The 15,457-nt window shown below is 73.3% G+C and carries 17 protein-coding genes; 6 read left to right on the top strand and 11 right to left on the bottom strand.

Features of this window, described 5'->3' with window-relative positions:
- The first annotated feature begins 171 nt into the window (after nucleotides 1–171).
- Nucleotides 172–1,185 carry a type I glyceraldehyde-3-phosphate dehydrogenase gene (gap, locus tag AB0J55_RS02445; RefSeq protein WP_364241646.1) on the top strand — a complete coding sequence of 338 codons (1,014 nt, stop codon included), beginning with the start codon at nucleotides 172–174 and terminating at the stop codon, nucleotides 1,183–1,185.
- A gap of 89 nt (nucleotides 1,186–1,274) precedes the next feature.
- Here gap and AB0J55_RS02440 read toward each other — a convergent pair whose 3' ends face one another.
- Both AB0J55_RS02440 and AB0J55_RS02435 read right to left on the bottom strand, forming a co-directional pair.
- Entirely contained in the window at nucleotides 1,275–1,934 is a 660-nt protein-coding gene (locus AB0J55_RS02440; RefSeq protein ID WP_364241643.1) for a CBS domain-containing protein, read from the bottom strand.
- A gap of 99 nt (nucleotides 1,935–2,033) precedes the next feature.
- Entirely contained in the window at nucleotides 2,034–2,885 is an 852-nt protein-coding gene (locus tag AB0J55_RS02435; RefSeq protein ID WP_364241640.1) for a universal stress protein, read from the bottom strand.
- Nucleotides 2,886–3,094: 209 nt separating this feature from the next.
- Between AB0J55_RS02435 and AB0J55_RS02430 the strand changes: the two genes are divergently transcribed.
- The 3 genes from AB0J55_RS02430 (at nucleotide 3,095) to AB0J55_RS02420 (ending at nucleotide 5,110) form a co-directional block, all read left to right on the top strand.
- On the top strand, nucleotides 3,095–3,691 hold the full coding sequence (locus AB0J55_RS02430; RefSeq protein ID WP_364241638.1) for a hypothetical protein: 597 nt from the start codon (nucleotides 3,095–3,097) through the stop codon (nucleotides 3,689–3,691).
- A 65-nt stretch (nucleotides 3,692–3,756) separates the two neighbouring features.
- Nucleotides 3,757–4,794, top strand: coding sequence for a zinc-dependent alcohol dehydrogenase family protein (locus tag AB0J55_RS02425; RefSeq protein ID WP_364241635.1), 1,038 nt, complete (start codon nucleotides 3,757–3,759; stop codon nucleotides 4,792–4,794).
- Between the two features lie 61 nt (nucleotides 4,795–4,855).
- Nucleotides 4,856–5,110 (top strand): carboxypeptidase-like regulatory domain-containing protein, encoded by a 255-nt coding sequence (locus tag AB0J55_RS02420; protein ID WP_364241632.1) that lies wholly within the window; start codon nucleotides 4,856–4,858, stop codon nucleotides 5,108–5,110.
- A 350-nt stretch (nucleotides 5,111–5,460) separates the two neighbouring features.
- On the opposite strand, the gene AB0J55_RS02415 is transcribed toward AB0J55_RS02420, so the two are convergent.
- From AB0J55_RS02415 to AB0J55_RS02405, 3 genes are read right to left on the bottom strand one after another with little or no spacing between them, the layout of a single operon-like run.
- Nucleotides 5,461–6,159: a CBS domain-containing protein gene (locus tag AB0J55_RS02415; RefSeq protein WP_364241629.1), complete on the bottom strand. Its 699-nt coding sequence runs from the start codon at nucleotides 6,157–6,159 to the stop codon at nucleotides 5,461–5,463.
- 11 nt (nucleotides 6,160–6,170) lie between these two features.
- Nucleotides 6,171–6,683, bottom strand: a complete 513-nt coding sequence (locus AB0J55_RS02410) for a universal stress protein (protein ID WP_364241627.1) — start codon at nucleotides 6,681–6,683, stop codon at nucleotides 6,171–6,173.
- A gap of 29 nt (nucleotides 6,684–6,712) precedes the next feature.
- Nucleotides 6,713–7,300, bottom strand: coding sequence for a hypothetical protein (locus AB0J55_RS02405; protein WP_364241625.1), 588 nt, complete (start codon nucleotides 7,298–7,300; stop codon nucleotides 6,713–6,715).
- A 176-nt stretch (nucleotides 7,301–7,476) separates the two neighbouring features.
- Between AB0J55_RS02405 and AB0J55_RS02400 the strand changes: the two genes are divergently transcribed.
- Nucleotides 7,477–7,878 carry a CBS domain-containing protein gene (locus AB0J55_RS02400; RefSeq protein WP_364241622.1) on the top strand — a complete coding sequence of 134 codons (402 nt, stop codon included), beginning with the start codon at nucleotides 7,477–7,479 and terminating at the stop codon, nucleotides 7,876–7,878.
- Nucleotides 7,879–7,881: 3 nt separating this feature from the next.
- Here AB0J55_RS02400 and AB0J55_RS02395 read toward each other — a convergent pair whose 3' ends face one another.
- Nucleotides 7,882–8,856 (bottom strand): hypothetical protein, encoded by a 975-nt coding sequence (locus tag AB0J55_RS02395; protein WP_364241619.1) that lies wholly within the window; start codon nucleotides 8,854–8,856, stop codon nucleotides 7,882–7,884.
- A gap of 195 nt (nucleotides 8,857–9,051) precedes the next feature.
- Nucleotides 9,052–10,023, bottom strand: coding sequence for a nitroreductase family protein (locus AB0J55_RS02390; RefSeq protein WP_364241616.1), 972 nt, complete (start codon nucleotides 10,021–10,023; stop codon nucleotides 9,052–9,054).
- Between the two features lie 165 nt (nucleotides 10,024–10,188).
- On the opposite strand from AB0J55_RS02390, the gene AB0J55_RS02385 reads away from it, so the two are divergent.
- Nucleotides 10,189–10,638: a universal stress protein gene (locus tag AB0J55_RS02385; RefSeq protein ID WP_364241614.1), complete on the top strand. Its 450-nt coding sequence runs from the start codon at nucleotides 10,189–10,191 to the stop codon at nucleotides 10,636–10,638.
- Between the two features lie 19 nt (nucleotides 10,639–10,657).
- Here the strand turns inward: AB0J55_RS02385 and AB0J55_RS02380 are convergent, their stop codons facing one another.
- From AB0J55_RS02380 to AB0J55_RS02365, 4 genes are read right to left on the bottom strand one after another with little or no spacing between them, the layout of a single operon-like run.
- Nucleotides 10,658–13,255 (bottom strand): cation-transporting P-type ATPase, encoded by a 2,598-nt coding sequence (locus AB0J55_RS02380; RefSeq protein ID WP_364241612.1) that lies wholly within the window; start codon nucleotides 13,253–13,255, stop codon nucleotides 10,658–10,660.
- Nucleotides 13,252–13,965 carry a hypothetical protein gene (locus AB0J55_RS02375; RefSeq protein ID WP_364241609.1) on the bottom strand — a complete coding sequence of 238 codons (714 nt, stop codon included), beginning with the start codon at nucleotides 13,963–13,965 and terminating at the stop codon, nucleotides 13,252–13,254. The genes AB0J55_RS02380 and AB0J55_RS02375 overlap by 4 nt, the downstream gene beginning before the upstream one ends.
- Nucleotides 13,962–14,357, bottom strand: a complete 396-nt coding sequence (locus tag AB0J55_RS02370; RefSeq protein ID WP_364241606.1) for a hypothetical protein — start codon at nucleotides 14,355–14,357, stop codon at nucleotides 13,962–13,964. Before AB0J55_RS02370 ends, AB0J55_RS02375 begins: the two co-directional genes overlap by 4 nt.
- Nucleotides 14,358–14,361: 4 nt before the next feature.
- Nucleotides 14,362–15,450 carry an acetate kinase gene (locus tag AB0J55_RS02365; RefSeq protein ID WP_364241603.1) on the bottom strand — a complete coding sequence of 363 codons (1,089 nt, stop codon included), beginning with the start codon at nucleotides 15,448–15,450 and terminating at the stop codon, nucleotides 14,362–14,364.
- Nucleotides 15,451–15,457: the final 7 nt, after the last annotated feature.

Raw genomic sequence — 15,457 nt, 5'->3', positions numbered from 1 at the left:
GGCCGGAAGTCCTCCGCCCGCGCGGCCGAGGACCCCGCACCTTCGGCGAGTTCTTCGCGCGGGCCGGGCGAAGCAGTCGTTCTGCCCGAGCCGCGAGGACCTTGGGCCCTACGAGGACTCCGCGCCGCCGGAGAACCATCGACGGGAAGTGACTACGACAGGGAGAAGCAGATGACGGTACGGCTCGGCATCAACGGATTCGGCCGGATCGGCCGCGACATCCTCCGGTGCGTGCTGGAAACCCCGGACAGCCCGATCGAAGTGGTCGCGGTCAACGACATCACCTCACCGGAGATGCTGGCACACCTGCTCGCGCACGACTCCACCTACGGGCGGCTGCGCATCCCGGTCGAGGTCGTCGACGGCGAGGCCCTGCGCGTCGGCGACCACCTCATCCAGGTGACCTCGACAGCGGACCCGGCGCAGCTGCCGTGGGGCGAATACGGCGTCGACGTCGTCGTCGAATCCACCGGCAAGTTCCGCACCCGCCAAGCCGCCGGCGTACACCTGACCGCGGGCGCGAAGAAGGTCGTGATCTCCGCACCCGGCAAGGACGTCGACGCGACGATCGTGCTCGGGGTGAACGAAGACGACTACGACCCCGCCAACCACCACATCGTGTCGAACGCCTCCTGCACCACCAACTGCGTCGCGCCGATGGTCAAGGTGCTGCACTCGGCGTTCGGCATCCGCCGCGGCCTGCTCACCACGATCCACAGCTACACCGGCGACCAAGCCCTGCTGGACCGCCCGCACAAGGACCCGCGGCGCGCCCGGTCCGCGGCGGTCAACGTGGTGCCGACCAGCACCGGCGCCGCCAAGGCGATCGGGCTGGTCCTGCCGGAGCTGGCCGGCAAGCTCGACGGCGTCGCCGTGCGCGTCCCGGTCGAAGACGGCTCGCTGACCGACCTGACGGTGGAGCTCGAGCAGCCGGTGACGGCCGAGCAGGTCAACCACGCGTTCGCCGAAGCCGCCGACGGCGACCTCAAGGGCATCCTCCGCTACACCGAAGCCCCCATCGTCTCCCGCGACATCATCGGCGACCCCGCCTCCTGCGTGTTCGACGCCCAGCTCACCAAAGCCGACTCCCACCTGGCGAAGGTGTTCGGCTGGTACGACAACGAATGGGGCTACGCGACCCGCACCGTCGAGCTGGTGGAGCTCATCGGGCGCTCGCTGCGCTGAGTGCCCCGGGTGCCCGCCGGTGACACGACCCGGCGGGCATCCGTCCCCAGTGCCCCGGGGACGACGATGCGTTGCATCGCCGTCCAGCTTCAGCGCAGTCCGGCGGCCGCGCCGTCGTCCTGGTTGTACTTCAGGTGGTTGCGGACCGCGACCACGCCCGGCACCGATTCGGTCAGCCAGCCGGCGCGCTCCACTTCGCTGCGCCGGTCGATCACGCCGCTCAGCGTCACGACGCCGTCGGCGACCTGGACCGTGGCCGTCGACGGCTCCGCCCGGATCGACCGCTGCAGCACCTCGCGCTCGACGATGTCCTTGATCTCCTCGTCCGGGCGCAGGAAAGACCGCAGGACGTCCCGGCGGGCGAGGACGCCGATCAGCCGGCCGGAGCCGTCGACGACGTACAGGCGGCGCAGCTTGGCCTCCACCAGACGGCGGGCCGCGCCGGCCACCGGCTCGTCCTTGGCGACCGTCGGCACGCTGCGGGTCATCAGCTCGCGCGCGGTCAGCCCCTGTGCCTTGGTCCACACCCGGCGCTTCCAGAAGACCGGCTCGGTCCTGCTGTCGCTGCGGTGGCGGGCCAGCAGGTCCGCCTCGTCGACCACGCCGATCGGGCGCCGGTGGTCGTCGAGCACCGGGATCGCGGCGATCCCGTGCTCCGCCAGCAGCGAGACGAGTTCCTTGAACGTCGTCCCGGCACCGGCGGTCACCACCGGCCGGGTCATCAGATCCGACACCTGCGGACCGCGCATCGCACACCTCCGTCAGACAGTTCTCTTCAGGTTAGAAATCCCCGCCGGGACCGGGCTGCGGGCGAGGGTCCCCGGCCGGGAGGTCTTTCGCCCCTTGCTCTACGTCGCGCGCAGCCGCGCCACCACCACCGGGCAGAGCGCGTAGGACATCAGCGACTGGCTCGTCGACCCGAGAGCCAGCCCGCCGAACCCGCCGCGGCCCCGGCTGCCCACGACCAGCAGCTGCGCGTGATCGGCGAAGTCCAGCAGGCACTCGGTGGCCCGGCCGGCCATGACCTCGCGTCGCACCACCACGTCCGGGTACTTCCCGCCCCAGCCGGCCAGCCGCTGGCCGAGCAGTTCGTGGGCGTACTCCTCGGCCACCTTGCCCGTGTCCCACCAGCCGTCGCGGTGACGGCAATGCACCGCGACCAGCGGGACGTCCCGCCATGACGCCTCCTCGAACGCGACCGCGATGGCCTCCTCGCTCGCCGGGCTGCCGTCGACCCCGACCACGACCGGCCCTTCGGCCGGCGGTTCGTCCTCCCCGGCGTGCGGGCGGATCAGCGCGACCGGGCAGTGCGCGTGCGCGGTGAGCGCAACCGTGACCGAGCCGAACAGGATGCGGCCCACCGGCCGCAGGCCCGGCGTGCCGAGCACGAGCATCGCCGCGTCGCCGGATTCGGCGACCAGGGCGTCGACGGCCCGTTCGGGCCGCAACACCGTTTCCGCGTCGATGCCCGAAGCCGCGTCTCGAGCCTCCGCCAGCAGGACTCGTCCTTGCTTCCCGGCCGCTTCCAGCAGTTCCTCGTACGTCGGATCGATCCTCGGGTAGGGCGCGGGCAGTTCCGGCAGCGCGTGGACCAGGCGCAGGCCGAGCCTCCGTTCCCGCGCGACGCGCGCGGCCCACCGGACCGCCGCGAGCGCGCCGGCCGATCCGTCGACACCGACCACCAGTTCCGAGCCGCTCATGCGATTCCCCTTTCGGTTCCCCGGAAGTCAACCGGCGTAGGCCAACGCCCGCACGAGGCTTCGGCCCCGTTCCGCGAGGACTTCGGTCCTTCCCGCGCGGTCCTCGTCAACCGGCCCCCAAAGGCCTCCCGGCCGGGGACTTTCGGCTCCAGAAACCGCGGCGGCACCGGAAGAAACTGACCGCAGTACCGAAAGAACGGAGGTTCGCCATGTCCATCAAGCCGGACACCAAGAAGGCAGTTCCCACCCAGCGGGTCACCGAACCGGCGCCGATCCCCGATTTCGCCGCCGGTCCCGCGGTCGCCGGGAAGTCCCTGGCCGTCCTGCGCGTCGCCACCGGATTCATCTTCCTGTGGGCGTTCCTCGACAAACTGTTCGGCTGGGGATACGCGACCCCGTCCAAGGGTGCCTGGATCCACGGCGGCTCGCCGACCAAAGGCTTCCTCAGCGGCGTCGACGCCGGACCGTTCCAGTCGATGTTCCACACCTGGGCCGGCACCTGGTGGGCCGACACCCTGTTCATGCTCGGCCTCGCCGGCGTCGGCATCGCCGTCATCGCCGGAGTCGGACTGCGCCTCAGCGCCGCCGCAGGCACACTCATGATGCTCATGATGTGGACCGCCGAATGGCCCCTCGCCCTCACCACCAGCACCGGCGAAGCCACCCACTCCACCAACCCGATCGTCGACTACCACATCATCTACGCCCTCGTCCTCATCGCCCTCGCCGCCGCCGCGGCCGGGAACACGTGGGGACTCGGCCGCCGCTGGGCCCACCTCACCGGCGACCGCACGTGGCTGCGCTGAACAACCCCGCCCCAGGGCGCCCGCCGGTCGGCGGGCGCCTTTTCCCCTGCCCGAAAGGAAAAGCGATGAAGGCACTCGTGTACGACGGCCCGGGCCGGCGCAGCTGGACCGAGCACGCCGATCCCGAACTGACCGCGCCGACGGACGCGATCGTGCGGGTCGACGCGGTCACCATCTGCGGCACCGACCTGCACATCCTCAAAGGTGACGTCCCCGAGGTCGAACGCGGCCGGATCCTGGGCCACGAAGCCGTCGGCACGATCACGGAGACCGGGTCCGCCGTCACCTCCGTCAAGCCCGGCGACAAGGTCCTGGTCTCCTGCATCTCCGCGTGCGGCCGGTGCGAGTACTGCCGGAAGTCCGCCTACGGCCAGTGCCTCGGCGGCGGGGGCTGGATCCTCGGGCACACGACCGACGGCGTCCAGGCGGAATACGCGCGCGTCCCGTTCGCCGACACCTCGACGTACGTCCTGCCGTCCGGGGTGAGCGACGAGTCGGCGCTGATGCTCGCCGACATCGTCCCGACGTCGTACGAGGTCGGCGTCCGCAACGGCGGGGTGAAACCGGGTGACACGGTGGTGATCGTCGGGGCCGGGCCGATCGGGCTGGCCGCGATCACCAACGCTCAGCTGTTCGCCCCGAGCACGATCATCGTGGTGGACAAGGAACCGGCCCGCCTCGACGCGGCCAAGTCCTTCGGCGCGGACGTGCTGGTGCAGCCCGGTGACGCGGCGGCCGCGGTGGCCGAGGCGAGCGGCGGGCTCGGTGCGGACGTCGCGATCGAGGCGGTGGGCATCCCGGAGACGTTCGAGCTGTGCACCCGGCTGGTCCGGCCGGGTGGCCACGTGGCGAACGTCGGCGTCCACGGCGCACCGGCGACGTTGCACCTCGAGGAGCTCTGGATCAAGAACGTGACGATCACGACCGGCCTGGTCGACACGGCCAGCACGCCGATGCTGCTGCGGATGCTGGCGGCCGGGCGGCTGGAAACGAGCCGGTTCGTCACGCACCGGTTCGGGCTCGACGAGATGGACGAGGCGTACGACGTCTTCGCCCACCCGCAGGACAGCAACGCGCTGAAGGTCGCGCTGTTCCGCAGCTGAACCGAAGCGCCGGCAGGCGGTTCTCGAGGTGCCCCGCACCCCGAGGGCCGCCTCGAGGCGCGTGCCCCGGCAAGGAGGGCCGAAGAGCGAAGCCCTGGCCGGGATCCGGATCGGGATCTCGGGCGGGCGCCCGGAAGCCGGCCGCACCACCCGCACCGACGCCGCCGGCCACTTCGCCTTCCTCGACCTGCCTGCCGGCAACTACACGACCTGGGCCGACACCACGGAGTGGTACGTGCCGGCGTCCGGTGCCGAGGTGACCGGGGAGAACGATCCCGAGGTGTGGACGCCGGGGACCTGGCCGGACCGGGCGTGACCTTGCCCGCCGGCTCGAGGCGCACCTTCGACCTGACCGTGCGGATCACCCGGGAGGCGGCCACCGAAGGGAACCTGCGCGTCCGGTGTTCGGTCGGCGCGCCGCCGCACCTCAACTTCCCGGCCGCGGTCGAGGCGACCGCCAGGGTGCCCGGCGGCATCGCGCCGAAGGTCGTCGGCTACGTCGGGCGTTTCCTCCGCAAGCCCCAGCTCGGGCTGCCGGAGAGCACCCCGCTGCCCGGGGTGAAGGTCTACCTGCGGGACCAGGTCACCGGCCGGGTCGTCACCCGCGCGGTGACCGACAGCGAAGGGGCCGTCGTCCACAATGGACGACGGCCCCTTCCGCACGGATCAGAAGACCGGGCGTTTACCGCTCAGCATCCCGGCCGGCCCCGGCGGTGCCGGGGACACATCCCGGTCGTCGAAACGGGCCTTGAGGGTCTGGCGCACTTCCACGACCCCGTCGACCCTGCGGATCAGCGCCACGATGACCGGGATCATGCTCTGCCGCTCGACCGTGCCGTTGAGGGTCACGATGCCGTTGTGCACCGAGACGTACAGCGCGGCCGGGTCCATGGCCATCTCCCGCCGCAGCACCTCTTCCCGGACCTCGTCCCGGATCTCCCGGTCCGTGCGCAGGAACACCCGCAGCAGGTCCGACCGCGACACCACCCCGACGAGCTTGCCCTCGTCGTCGACCACCGGCAGGCGGTGGAAGTGGTGCTCCTCGAGGAGCTTCGCGGCCACCGCCACGTCGTCGTCCGCCCGGACGGTCACCGCCGGGCTCGTCATCAGGTCGGCGACGAAGGCCGCGCCGGCCTTCCGCTTCGCCTGCCGCGAACCGGGCTTCAGCAAACCGTGCGGGGCTTCGCGTTCGAGCAGGTCGCCCTGCGAGACGACCCCGAGGACCAGCCCGTCCTCGTCGACCACGGGTGCCCCGCTGATGTTCCAGGACGCCAGCAGCACGGCGACCGCCTTGAACGGCGTGTCCGGTCCCACGGTGGTGACTTCGGCCGTCATGACCGAGCCCACCTTGCGACGACTGGGCATTTCGACCTCCTTCACAGCAGCGGCCCGGGGTAGTACGTGGCCGCGGGTTCCGGTTCCGGGATCGCGTCCTTCTCCGGCTCCGGGACCGTCCGCGCCGGGATCACCACGACGGGGCAGCTCGCCTCGCGCAGGCAGTGCTCGGCGACCGAGCCGACCAGCAGCTTCAGCAACCGGCCGTGGCCGTGGCTGCCGAGCACCAGCATCGACGCGGTCTTCGACGCCTCTTCCAGCGCCACCGCCGCCGAGTGCTCGACCAGCTCGGCCCGGACGGCGACACCCGGGTGTTCGGCCCGTGCCTCGCCGACGGCCTCGTCGAGCTGCTTCCGTTCGCGGTCGGCGACCGTCTGCGGGGTGCCGGCGACCGCCGCGCCGAGGTCGTAGACCGGCTCGAACGTCCACGCGCGCAGCGCCACGACCTGGCGGCCGCTGACCGCCGCCTCGGCCATCGCCCAGCCCAGCGCGGCCGCGCTGATCGCCGAATGGTCCACGCCGACGACGATGTCGCCCTGGTTTGCCGTGGTCATGTCAGTTTCACCTTCTCTTCGTCTCAGTCTCAAGAACGGGTTTTGCGGTCCTGGCCGGCGAACCACTCCTGCTGCCAGCGGGCGTAGCGCAGCCGGTCGAGGAAGAACACCGAAAGCCGGTAGCCGACGGCCAGCAGGATCAGCGCCGCGAGCCACAGGCCGAGGCCGACGCCGGCGGCGTCGATCACCACGGCCGCGGCGCTGAGCGGCGGGTCCACCGGGTGGCCGGCGGCGTCCACCCAGATCGGCAGGACGTGCCCCTTGAGGGTGCCTTCGTCGGCGACGACCTGGCCGACGCGGCGCGTCCCGTCCGGCAGCACCCAGGCCGCCTCGGTGGGTTCGCCGGTGCCGACGACACCGCTGCGGCCGTTGACCGTGATCTCGGGGCCGTCGGCGAGCAGGGTGGCGGTCACCAGCGTGCGTTCGCCCAGCTGCCGGGCCGACTGGCCCTGCTGCCGCGCGAAGGTTTCCGAGCCGAAGGCGGCGGCCACCGGGAGCGCGGCGAGCGCGAGCAGCAGCACGACGGCCAGCAGACCGCCCTGGAGGCGATCCGAAGGGCGCGCCACCGAACCGTGACGCGGGAAGAGCGTGCGCCACTGCCGCGCGATCCGGTTCATGGTGGCGTCCTTTCGTCCGTCGTCCTCCCAGGATCACCGCCGGCCGCGGGTTCGCCGAAGAGGCGTTGGACCCCGGACCGGAGTCCGTCGGCGGACCGGCCGGGGACTTAGGACCCTGTGCCGCCCGCGGAACCGGGCGGGATCGTCGGGACACCCGACGAAACGGAGCACCGACCATGCGCGCACGCGAGATCATGACCACCCCGACGTTCGCCCTGACCCCGTCGGCGACGCTCGAAGAAGCCGCGCGGACGATGACCGCGCACGGGTTCACGACGATGCCGGTGGTCGACGCGGACGGGCGGCTGCTCGGCCTGCTGTCCGAAGAGGACATCCTGCGCACGCCGGCCCCGCCCGGCGACCCGGACACCGGCGTGATGCTCGACGGCGCGCCGCGCACGGCGGGCTCGGCCATGCGCACGACCGGCCTGGCCGTACCGGCCGGCACCGAGGTGGCGGAGCTGGCGCGGCGGATGACCGACGCCGGGGTGCGCTCGGCGCCGGTCGTCGAAGGCGGGCACGTCGTCGGGATGATCACCTTCCACGACGTGCTGCGGGCCGTGGCCGGGCGGCCCTGAGCGTCACCCGGCCGGGGTCCGGTGGGTCAGCACGTCGTCCACCGGACGGCGGCCGGTCAGGCGAGTCGGGTAGCCGTAGCCGATGCGCAGCAGGGTGTGCGGCTGCCCGAGGCCGGCGAAGAGGCGGTCGAGCTGCTCCCGCGTGTGAGCCGTCTCGAAGGGCTGCGACAGGAAGGACGTCGCCAGGCCTTCGGCGGTCGCGGTGAGCAGGACCCGCTGCATGGCCATCCCGGCCCGCACCTCCGCGTGCGGGCCGCGGTCGCGGGTCAGCACGGCGCCGAGCAGCGGTTCCTGCTCGTACTCGCGGGCCGGGAGATCCGGGTTCTCGTGCGACGCGCGCAGCGACACGACACCGTGGCCGTGCGGTGGCGGGCCGGCGGAGATCTTCGGGACGCCGTCGGGGCTGTCGGCCTCGCGGTGGGTCCAGAACGCGGCTTCGGCGCGGAACCCGTCGTCGTCCGCCTGCAGGGCTTCGGCCCGCCTGATCAGCGAGGCGACCGGGGTGTACCGGCCGGACGCGTCGAGGTAGTCGATCTGCCCGCCTTCGTGCATGGCCGCCGACTTGAGCGCGGCCCGCACGGCCGGCGGCACCGCCTTGTCCAGCAGCGGCCGCCGGTTCGTGTGCCGCCGGAAGACGGCCTCGGCGAGCCTGCGTTCGGCCGCGGTGGCCTTTTCGTTGCCGTCGAGCCGGATCACCGCGACGAGGTCGGGTTCGGCCGGATCGGGCAGCAGCCGGACGACCGCGGCGAGCCCGTTGGCCCGCAGGCTGATCTGCAGGTTGAAGGCGGCGGCCCCGCAGGCGAGCCGCGCCTCCCGCCCGTGCGGGTCGGCGACGGCGAGCACGCGCTCCCGGTCCAGCCACACCTCGACCACGTCGTGCTCGACGACGAACCGCCAGGGCTGGGTGTTGTGCGGCGAGGGCGCGCGCACGGCCGAGGCAAGGGCCTGGTCGAACACGGTGGGCAGTGGTCGGTTCATCGTCGGGCTCCGGTGTCTGGGGGATGAACACGTCCAGCATCACCGGCGGGCTGCGGGTGCCGCGACGGCCGCGCGTCACGACCGGTGAGGACCAAAGACCTTCCGCACGCTGCCGGATGCGGAAATCCGGCCGGACGGCTGCGTGAGTCCGCGGCCGCCGGTCCTGGCGTCGGTGAGCCGGGTCGCGCCCGGAGGTCATCGGGGTGGAAACAGTTCGCCGAGCGGGAGCCGTGGCGAGGGGGCGGCGGGGACGGCCGCGTAGCCGAAGCGGAAGATCGCCTGCGGGGCACCGGGCAGGGCCAGCTCGGAGACCAGCCGCGCCCGGAGGCCGGTCAGGTGCAGGGGTTGCGTGATGACCGAGCCGGCCAGCTCCTTCGACGCCGCGGTGAGCCAGACGCGCTGCAGCGCGGCCCCGGCGGCGAGGTGGTCGAGCCGGGTGTCGGTGCCGGTGCAGAAGATGAGCAGGTTCTCGGCGGCGAGCCGGTCGGCGAGCACGGCGTCGTCCGGGATCGGCGTGCCCGGCCGGACGATCCCCGCGAACGGCACCGGCTCGGGGCCGAGCGCGTCGCCGGCGATGCCGTCGCCGGCCGCGGCCCAGCCGTGGGTGTGGGCGGTCCACACCGCGAGCTCGCGCTGGTAGGCGCGGTCGTCGCGGAGGACTCGCGCGGCGAAGCCGAGCAGCTCGGCCAGCTTGTCCAGCCGGCCGGGCACCACGACGTGCACGCCGGTCGTCTCCCCGGCGGCGACCAGTGCGCGGTGCGCGGCGGTGGGCACCCGGTTGTGGATGAACCGGTGCCGGTGGCTGCGGCGGCGGCCGATCGCCTGGTAAAGCAGGTAGTCGCGGGTGGAGGTGGCGCGCGGGCGGCCGATCGTCACGGTGGCCACGACGTCACCGCCGCTGCGCAGGCCGGTGTGGCAGTCCCGGCCGAGCGCGCGGACCGCGAGCTCGAGGTTGGTCAGCGCGGCCCCGCAGGAGAGCGTCCGGTCCCGGCCGGCCGGGTCGTGCCGGCGCAGCCGGACCTCCCGGCGCTCCAGCAGGTCCACCTCGGTGCCGCGGACGAGCAGCTGCCACGGCTGGCTGTTGTGCACCGAAGGGGCGCGGCTCACGGCGCGCGCGAGGACGCCGAGCTGTTCGGTGGTCAGGGCGGCGGGCGCGGCGGCGGTCATTTCGCGTCACTCCTCGTGGCGGAGCCGGGTGCTCCGCCCATGGTCGCGGTGGCCGCGGGACGGCACCGGAGCACAAAGTCCTCCGGTCCGGCGGAATTCGTCCCCTACCCGGCCGCAGCCGGCCGGCCGCACGATCGGGGCGACACCGGAGGAAAGAAGGAAGTCATGAGTACTGGTCGCGTCATCATCGTCGGAACGGACGGTTCACCCCGCGGCGACGCGGCACTGCGGTGGACCCTCGAAATCGGCGCCCACGCGGGCGACACGGTCCGGGCGATCCTCGTCCGGCCGCGGGACACGCTGCTGCCCGGCACGTCGTTCGCCATCCAGCCGCACGGCCGGGTCCCCGAGGCGGATTACTCGCTCGACGCGCGCGTGCGCGAGCTGGCGACCGAGACGCCGGCCTCGGTGGAGACCCGGACGGTCCACGGCGACCCGGCCACGGAGCTGGTGACGGCGTCGGCGGACGCGGACCTGCTGGTGCTGGGCGCCCACCGCGGCGGAGCGATGGCGGACCTGGTGCTGGGCAGCGTGGGGCGGGAGTGCGTGCGGTACTCGCGGTGCCCGGTCGTGGTCATCACCCCGGAGGCGGCACACCGCCTCGCTCCGGCTTGATTCGCCGGAGCGGCCCGGGTCAGGGGCGGCGGGTGGCCCAGCGGAACAGCTCATCCGCTCCCCAGACCAGGACCGGCATCGGGAGCAGCATCGCCACCACCCAGGCCGGCAGCGCCGCCGTCCCGAACAACGCCTGCAGCGGCGGGAGGTAGATCAACGCCGCCGCGAACACCAGCTCGAACACGATCCCGCCCAGTAGCAACCGGTTCGTCGCCAGGCCCACCGAGCGCAGCGACACCCGTTCCGTCCGGGCCGCGAACGCCGTGCCCACCTGGCAGGCCACGATCGCCGCGAAGCTCGCCGTCGTCGCCTGCAGATAAGCCGCGTGCAATGCTCCCGAGGTGACGTCCGCGCCCGGGTGCCAGCCGGCCGCGTACAGCACCGCGAGGAACGCTCCCAGCACCAATGCCCCCGACAGCAGGCCCATGATCCCCCACGCCCGCAGCAGCATCCGGCCCGTGACCACGCCTTCGGAACGGCGCCGCGGACGGCGGCCCATCAACCCCGGCTCGGCCGGCTCGCGGCCCAAAGCCAACGCCGGCAAGGTCTCCGTGCCCAGGTCGATGGCCAGGATCTGCAACACCGTCAACGGCAACGGGATCATCCCGCCCGAGACCGCGAACAGCAGGAACGGCAGCACCTCCGGCACCGCGTGCGCGAAGATGTAGAGCACGAACTTCCGGACGTTGTCGAACACCCGGCGCCCTTCCCGGACGCCGGCGACGATCGTGGCGAAGTTGTCGTCCGTCAGCACCACCGTCGCCGCTTCCTTGGCCACGTCCGTGCCGCCGACGCCCATCGCCACGCCGATGTCCGCGCGGCGCAGCGCCGGGGCGTCGTTGACGCCGTCGCCGGTCATCGCCACCACTTCGCCGCAGTCGCGCAACGCGTCCGCGATACGCAGCTTGTCCTCCGGGGCCGCGCGGGAGAACACGATCTCGCCGTTGGCCGTCAAAGCTTCGTCGAGGGCCGGCTCCGGCAGCTCGGCCAGCTCCTCGCCGCTGATCACCCGGTCCGCGCCGATCCCGACCCGGCGGGCGATCTCCGCCGCCGTGCGGCCGTTGTCGCCGGTCACCACGTGCACCCGGATGCCCGCCGAATGGCAGTCCGCGACCGCCGCGGCGACCTCCGGCCGGGGCGGATCCACCAAACCCACCAGGCCGAGCAGGGTCAGGTCCGTCTCGGCTTCGTCGCGGCTGCCCGGCAGGGTGGCCACCCGGCGGCCGGCGACCGCGAGCACCCGCAGGGCCCGGCCCGCCATCTCGTCGACGAGCGCCAGGAGCCGGGCCCGTTCCGCGGCCGGCATCGCGCAGCGGGGCAGGACCTGCTCCGGCGCGCCCTTGGTGGAGACCAGCAGGTCACCGTCCACGAAGTCCACAGTGGACATCCGCTTGAGGCGCGGGTCGAACGGGTACAACGCCTTCCGGGCGGACAGATCGGCCGCGTCGGCGCCGGCGTACCGCAGCAGGGCGAGTTCCGTGGGGTCCCCGCTCGACGCACTGACGTCGGCGGTGCTGCACCGCGCCAGCGCCGCCGTCAACGGCTCCGGCTCCCCCACCGGGTGCACCTCCTCGACGCTCATCTCGTTGCGCGTCAGCGTCCCGGTCTTGTCGGTGCAGATCACCGTCGTCGACCCCAGCGTCTCCACCGCCGAGAGCCGCTTGACCACGGCCCCCGCTTTCGCCATCGACCGGACACCCGCCGCCAGCGCCAGGGTGATCGTCGGGAGCAGCCCCTCGGGGACGTTCGCCACCAGCAGGCCGATCGCGAAGACGAAGGCCGCCGACCAGGACAGCCCGGCCAGCCAGCCCAGTGGCAGGAACCCGATCCCGACGACCACCGCGACCAGCGCGATCAGCCACGCCACGCGCCGCACCTGCCGTTCGAGCGGGCTTTCCTCCCGCCCGACGCGTGAGGAGAGCGACGCGATCCGGCCGATCTCGGTGTGCCGCCCGGTGGCGTGGACGACGGCGTGCGCGGCCCCGGCGACGCACACCGTGCCGCTGAAGACCAGGACCGGCGAGTCGAGCGGGCGGGAAGCGTCGTCCTGGGCGTCGGCCATCCGGGTCACCGGCACCGACTCGCCCGTCAGCATCGACGCGTCGACGTCCACCGTGCCGTCGATCAGCCGGGCGTCGGCGGGGATCCGGTTGCCTTCGGCGAGGACGAGGACGTCGCCGGGAACCAGTTCGGTCGCCGGGACGTGCCCCACCCGGCCGTCGCGCAGCACCGGCGCCCGGTCGGGCAGGTACTTGCCCAGTGCCTCGACCGCCTTTTCCGCCTGCTGTTCCTGGACGAACGCCAGCAGGCCGTTGAGCAGGATGACGCCGGCGATCGCGATCGCCAGGTTCGTCGTGCCGGCGACCCACGCCAGCCCGCCCGCGACCCACAGCAGCAGCGCCAGCGGGTGGACCAGCTGCCGCCCGAGTTCGAGGGGCCACTTCCGGCCACCGTGCGACGGCAGCGCGTTCGGGCCGCTCACCTGCAGCCGGCGGGCGGCTTCCCGCGCCGTCAGTCCGGCCGGTGTGGTCCGCAGGTCCCGCAGCAGCCGGACGACCGGCTCGCGTGCGTCGACCGCCGGCACCTCGGCCGGTTTGCTCTTCAGGTGCGTGGTCATCGTGCCTTCCTTCGCTTCGGGGTGGCGAGGCCGACCAGCAGCAGCCCCTGCGGGATGCCGGGCACGATCTCGGAGTGCCGAGCTCGCTCGGCGGGGGTCAGGCGGGGCAGCGGGACGCTCCGGGACGCGAACCCGCGGACGACCGCGGCCAGCCGGGTGCCGTGCAGGGCGGCGCCGGCGAGGACGTGGTGGCGCCGGCTGTCGCCGGGGGTGGTGACGAGCAGGGCCGACTGGCCGGTGACGTCGGCGCCGAGCTGTGCCAGCGCCGGCACCCAGTCCGGGCGCACGATGCGCACGTCGGTCTCCGGCCAGAAGCCCTCGCCCGCCAGCGCGCCCAGGACCGCGAGGCTGACGGGCCGCAGCTCCGGTTCCGCCAGCTTGCGCAGCGCGACGTACCGCGCCCACTCGCTGCTGGAGGGCGCCCGCGGCTCGCCGACCCGGACAACGACCGCGACCCCGGGCCGGTCGGCGTCGTACGGGAACACGACGACCGGATCACGGCCGAGCACCCGCACGACGGTCCAGATGGTCGAGAGCGCGGCGCCGCATTCGAGCAGGGCGGCGGTGCCCGCCCGGTCGCGCCGGGCGGGCGGCTCGGTCAGGACGACCTCGTCCGGCCGCACCTCGGCGACGCACCGGTTCGGGCCCAGCCGCACCAGCGCGTCGCCGAGCACGGCGCGGGACGAGGTGTCCCAGCGGAACCCGGTCATCCGCCCGGGCGCACGGGGAGATGCCTGGTGGCGGCCCGGCAGGTGGCCAGCAGGCCGTCGACGTCGATCACGGTGACGCGGTGGTCGAGACCCGGTGGGGTCGCCGCCCGGACGTCCGGGTCCGGGGAGACCAGCGCGACCGGCACGTGGTCGCGGACGGCGCAGACGACGCCGAACTCGCGCGCGGTCAGCCCGGGTTCCTGGCCGCGGACGTCGACGACGAGGTCGGGCTGGGCGAACGGCTCGTCGAGCGGGCAGCGGCCGCCCGGGGCGAGGGCGCGGCAGAGCCCGGTGCGGTCGTGGCAGCGGCTGACCAGGCAGCCGGCGTCACGCAGGGGCTGGACGAGGAAGTCGGCGTCGCCGAAGGACGCTTCGGTCAGCAGGACGTGCACGGGGTCACCTCACGGACACTCGGGCGAGCGCCTCTTCAGCGCCGCGGGCCAGCTCCAGGTCTTCCCGGGGCAGGACGATCAAGGCGGGCACCGGGGAACCGGGCCGGGTGACGATCCGGTCGACGTCGGTGTGCGGGGCGGCGCCGGCGCGCAGGCCGAGCACCCCCAGGCCGTCGATGACCGACGTGATCAGCTCGGGCTGGTGCTCGGCGACGCCACCGGTGAAGACGACCGCGTCCAGTTTCGCCAGGCTCGTCGCGGCCGCGCCGATCTCCCGGCACAGCCGGTGCCGGTAGACGTCGAGCGCCACCGAGGCGTCGCGGTCGCCGCGGGAGGCCGCGGCGAGCACGCGCCGCAGATCACCGTTGGTGCCGGTCATCCCGGCGAGCCCGGAGCGGTGGAACAGCGCGTCGGCCATCTCGGCCGGGCTCATCGGCGCCGTCTGCATCACGTGCAGCAGCAGGCCGGGGTCGACCGAGCCGGACCGGGTGGCCATCATGGCGCCTTCGAGCGGGGTGAAGCCCATGCTGGTGTCGACGCCGTGGCCGTCGCGGATCGCGGTCACCGACACGCCGGCGCCGACGTGGGCGCACACGAGCTGCAGGTCCTCCGGCGCGCGGCCCAGCAGCTCGCCGGTGCGGTGCAGTGAGTACTGGCAGGACAGGCCGTGGAAACCGTAGCGGCGCAACCGGTTCTGCACGGTCCACGCCCGGGGCAGCGGGTACCGCGCCGCCGCTTCCGGCATCCGGGCGTGGAACGCCGTGTCGAAGCAGGCGACCACCGGGACGCCGGGCAGCAGGCGGCGGACTTCGCGCGTGACCTCCAGGGACAGCGGCTGGTGGTTGGGGGCCAGGGAGGTGAGCCGTCCGAGGTTGGCGAGCAGGGCGTCGTCGACGCGGGCGGGGGCTTTCTGCGAGCCGCCGTGGACGAACCGGACGGCGACGGCGTCCACTTCGGACCAGCGGCGGATCGCCCGGCCCACGGCGGAGTCCGGATCGGTCAGGTCCCAGGCGGCCCAGCCGACGGCGGTGCCGTCGGCGACCAGCGACACCTTCACGCTCGACGAGCCCGGGTTGAGGGTCAGCACACGCACGAGTCGC

Source organism: Amycolatopsis sp. NPDC049688, assembly GCF_040674975.1.
GTDB lineage: Bacteria > Actinomycetota > Actinomycetes > Mycobacteriales > Pseudonocardiaceae > Amycolatopsis.
The sequence above is the reverse complement of the archived record's forward strand: the minus strand, read 5'-3'. Positions and strand labels throughout refer to the sequence as shown.

Excerpts from the sequence above, each read along its gene's own strand:
- AB0J55_RS02430 (WP_364241638.1), top strand. The coding sequence starts at position 3,095 with ATGTCCATCAAGCCGGACACCAAGAAGGCAGTTCCCACCCAGCGGGTC.
- AB0J55_RS02395 (WP_364241619.1), bottom strand. The coding sequence starts at position 8,856 with ATGAACCGACCACTGCCCACCGTGTTCGACCAGGCCCTTGCCTCGGCC.
- AB0J55_RS02405 (WP_364241625.1), bottom strand. The coding sequence starts at position 7,300 with ATGAACCGGATCGCGCGGCAGTGGCGCACGCTCTTCCCGCGTCACGGT.
- AB0J55_RS02415 (WP_364241629.1), bottom strand. The coding sequence starts at position 6,159 with ATGCCCAGTCGTCGCAAGGTGGGCTCGGTCATGACGGCCGAAGTCACC.
- gap (WP_364241646.1), top strand. The coding sequence starts at position 172 with ATGACGGTACGGCTCGGCATCAACGGATTCGGCCGGATCGGCCGCGAC.
- AB0J55_RS02375 (WP_364241609.1), bottom strand. The coding sequence starts at position 13,965 with ATGACCGGGTTCCGCTGGGACACCTCGTCCCGCGCCGTGCTCGGCGAC.
- AB0J55_RS02385 (WP_364241614.1), top strand. The coding sequence starts at position 10,189 with ATGAGTACTGGTCGCGTCATCATCGTCGGAACGGACGGTTCACCCCGC.
- AB0J55_RS02380 (WP_364241612.1), bottom strand. The coding sequence starts at position 13,255 with ATGACCACGCACCTGAAGAGCAAACCGGCCGAGGTGCCGGCGGTCGAC.
- AB0J55_RS02400 (WP_364241622.1), top strand. The coding sequence starts at position 7,477 with ATGCGCGCACGCGAGATCATGACCACCCCGACGTTCGCCCTGACCCCG.
- AB0J55_RS02410 (WP_364241627.1), bottom strand. The coding sequence starts at position 6,683 with ATGACCACGGCAAACCAGGGCGACATCGTCGTCGGCGTGGACCATTCG.
- AB0J55_RS02435 (WP_364241640.1), bottom strand. The coding sequence starts at position 2,885 with ATGAGCGGCTCGGAACTGGTGGTCGGTGTCGACGGATCGGCCGGCGCG.
- AB0J55_RS02390 (WP_364241616.1), bottom strand. The coding sequence starts at position 10,023 with ATGACCGCCGCCGCGCCCGCCGCCCTGACCACCGAACAGCTCGGCGTC.
- AB0J55_RS02440 (WP_364241643.1), bottom strand. The coding sequence starts at position 1,934 with ATGCGCGGTCCGCAGGTGTCGGATCTGATGACCCGGCCGGTGGTGACC.
- AB0J55_RS02425 (WP_364241635.1), top strand. The coding sequence starts at position 3,757 with ATGAAGGCACTCGTGTACGACGGCCCGGGCCGGCGCAGCTGGACCGAG.